This is a genomic window from Candidatus Omnitrophota bacterium, assembly GCA_028716245.1.
Taxonomy (GTDB): Bacteria; Omnitrophota; Gorgyraeia; order Gygaellales; family Profunditerraquicolaceae; genus UBA6249.
This window is the reverse complement of record JAQUQW010000007.1, coordinates 1-3047: the sequence shown is the minus strand read 5'-3', so window position 1 is coordinate 3047 and position 3047 is coordinate 1. Positions and strand designations below refer to the sequence as shown.

Sequence of the window (3047 nt, the reverse complement as noted above, 5' to 3'; positions counted from 1 at the left end):
CCTCTTCGGCCGGGGTGTCGGGGTCTTTATACAGGATTAGCCTGATCGCCTTAACGACGCCAGGCTTACGCTTTCCCCGTCTCTTACGGGGCTTTTCGTCCTCGTCTTCGTCCTCTTCGTCCTCTTCGTCCTTAGGACGGCGGGACGATTTCCCTCGTTTCCTACGGGGCTTTTCGTCCTCTTCCTCTTCCTCATCGTCGTCCTCGTCGTCCTCTTCCTCATCGTCGTCCTCGTCGTCCTCTTCCTCATCGTCCTTAGGACGGCGGGACGATTTCCCTCGTTTCCTACGGGGCTTTTCGTCCTCTTCCTCTTCCTCATCGTCGTCCTCGTCGTCCTCTTCCTCATCGTCGTCCTCGTCGTCCTCTTCCTCATCGTCCTTAGGACGGCGGGACGATTGGGACGATTTCCCTCGTTTCCTACGGGGCTTTTCGTCCTCTTCCTCTTCCTCATCGTCGTCCACAAATGGAGAAATGGGCTTTTTCCGCTTGATAGCGCGGACGGCTTCGTTGAACCACTCTTGGGTTTCCTCCGACAATTCTTCCCAAGCGTCGTCGTCAATGTCGTCCACCCCACTAGCGACCTTTCGGAGATACGATTGGGTTGTAAGGCCCTTTGCCTTAATACCGACCGCTTTACAAGCCTCTTTTTCGATCGACGAAATGGACATTCTAATTCTCCCAAAGCAGTATTGAGTGAAAACACACTAACGCAAACACAAGATTAGTTCTATTCCGATGTCCCTCCCTTCTCTTAACTAGGGTAAAAAGGGCTAGCCTATTGGGGTATCATGCCCCCAATAGGCTAATGACAATAGGGCGGGTTGCAGACCCTATTGTCTTCCCTTTATGTAATCTTCCAGTTGCGAATCCAAGTCGGGGAAGTCCCTTTCCCTTACCCCAGCAATTCGACATAGTAACTGGTTCAGCGTTTCTTTGCCCCGACGTTTCACCCTAATCTTTAATTGCTCATTTTTCAAACGAGCTAATACCCTATCCAAGGGAAAAGGCGCGTCGTGGGCTAGCTCCGACACCAGAATACTATACGATATTGGGTCGATTCGCAATCCTTCAAGGGTATTGGACCCTATATCTTCTAGATAATCTACATTAGAGCGCCTTAGTGCTCTACGTCGATTATCGTGGAAGACACTTAGCAAAACACGCTTAAACAGCGCATTGAAATGTCTTATGTTATCCACTTTGTAGCCATAGTCAAAAAAGCGTATTAGCGCCTCTTGGACTATATCCGCCGGGTCAAATACCCCTACCATATAATTAGGCAATCTACTTCTCACCCAATTATAGGCCCATTGTAAATCCATCATAGCAACCCTCCAAACAAAAGTGTCCTCAACTAGGGGCTATTGCCTATAATGGCAATAGCCCTAAGTAGATTACACTAATGTAATCTAAGCCTCTTAGGCTTCTCTTCATTTAGCCTAAGTCTTTTAGGCTTGGGCTTCTCTTCATTTAGCCTTAGCCTCTTAGGGTTGGGCTTCTCTTCATTTAGCCTAAGTCTTTTAGACTTGGGCTTAGGCTTATCAGGCTTAGGCTTATCAGACCTAAAATCAGCAAAATAAGCCTTATAAGGATCAAACCCTGGTGCCGTTACATCTTGCCCTATCTTTTTCGATAGGGCTTTATGTATCCGCACCACAAGGTTACGAGCACCGGGCAAGTACTCCCTATTGTTTGTCTTATTTAGATAATGGGGTGAAAAAGTGTACTTTTTCACCCCAATATAATCTTCCAAACAAGACAAGACGCGCCCAATGGCAAGATTCGGAATTGCTTTTAGGCGATAAGGACCAAAGGTCCAATCCTTCAATTCCAATACCGCCTTAATGATTCGCTTATCTTCAGAAGATAAGCGAATCACCTGATCCGTGCTCAAAATCCCGTACATGTTATCCCCACTGGTTGAGCTAATTGACAGTCTGTCAAGAGAATCCTGCATGACAAGATTCTCGCGCAATAGCTTCACCCTATCCCTTATCCTAGCTTTTTCGCCCTTATTGGCGGTTTTTGCTTTATGCAAGAGATAGGTAATCATTGACTCCGCACTAATCCGATCCATTATTCCCCTCCATGAACCTTGAACCGAATTGTCGGAATATACAGCATTATCCTATTAGGGCCAATAACCCTATAGGATATTGCCAAGTTGGCAACATGCCGTATAACATGCGGCATTATGTCTTTGGGGACCCCGATAAGAACGGAGTCCCTATTCCGCCCCAACATTTTCACTCTATCCCCCCAATTATCCCTTAAAGACCTTACAAAGGCTTTCTTTGAGGGAAACACGCCCCGCATTCTATCTTCTAGGGCGTTTGGGTCAGTGTAGAGTTTTTCTTCCGTCCTTGAAGCGACAACATTACACGTCCAGTTGTCGCCAGACAATGACCGCTTCCCAATACTATCATAATCGAATATGATAGTATTAGGCATAATAGGTGGGGCGTTTAACCTTAACCTATTGCGCTTTTTCAACCTTAAGCGTTTCATTTCACAACCCTCCACAAAGCAACCCTGAGAAAACACCACACTAAACCATTTAGTGCGGCTAACTTGGGGCTATTCGCTATAAGGGCGAATAGCCCTAAGCAAGATACACTAAGATGGGGCCCTCTTACTAAGAGGGCCCCCTACCTTTACAGCCCTAAATCCCCGACAATATCCATCAGAATATCGTCGATCGTATGTAGCTCTTCTACATACTCTTCAAACTTGCCGCCCCGCTCTTGCTGCTCTTGGAGTAGGGCAATCGCGGCAAGTATTGATTGAAGATAGTCGCAAGCCGATACAGTTTCTACCATTATCCAACCCTTTCACTCAACAACCCTTAAAACACCACACTAAACCATATAGTGTAGCTAACTAGGGGCTGTTGCCCTTATGGCAACAGCCCTAAGCAAGATACACTAAAAAGATATAGAGGGGCTCTTAGAGGCCCCCTCCCCATGTTTACATTATGGGTATACCCGCAAGCTCCCTCCGAAGCTCTTGGGTGTCTTTACCCAAAAACAACCAACTATCATATAGACA

The 3047-nt window shown here is 46.7% G+C and carries 5 protein-coding genes; all 5 read right to left on the bottom strand.

Annotated features, from left to right (window positions below):
- Window positions 1-667: hypothetical protein (locus PHG87_07295; GenBank protein ID MDD5477979.1), on the bottom strand; the 667-nt coding region annotated here is incomplete at its 3' end.
- Between the two features lie 162 nt (window positions 668-829).
- Window positions 830-1324, bottom strand: coding sequence for a hypothetical protein (locus PHG87_07290; protein MDD5477978.1), 495 nt, complete (start codon window positions 1322-1324; stop codon window positions 830-832).
- Between the two features lie 74 nt (window positions 1325-1398).
- Window positions 1399-2076 carry a hypothetical protein gene (locus PHG87_07285; GenBank protein ID MDD5477977.1) on the bottom strand — a complete coding sequence of 226 codons (678 nt, stop codon included), beginning with the start codon at window positions 2074-2076 and terminating at the stop codon, window positions 1399-1401.
- Complete coding sequence (locus PHG87_07280) at window positions 2076-2507, bottom strand: hypothetical protein (protein MDD5477976.1); 432 nt, start codon at window positions 2505-2507, stop codon at window positions 2076-2078. The genes PHG87_07285 and PHG87_07280 overlap by 1 nt, the downstream gene beginning before the upstream one ends.
- Window positions 2508-2653: 146 nt before the next feature.
- Window positions 2654-2818 (bottom strand): hypothetical protein, encoded by a 165-nt coding sequence (locus PHG87_07275; GenBank protein ID MDD5477975.1) that lies wholly within the window; start codon window positions 2816-2818, stop codon window positions 2654-2656.
- Between the last annotated feature and the right edge of the window lie 229 nt (window positions 2819-3047).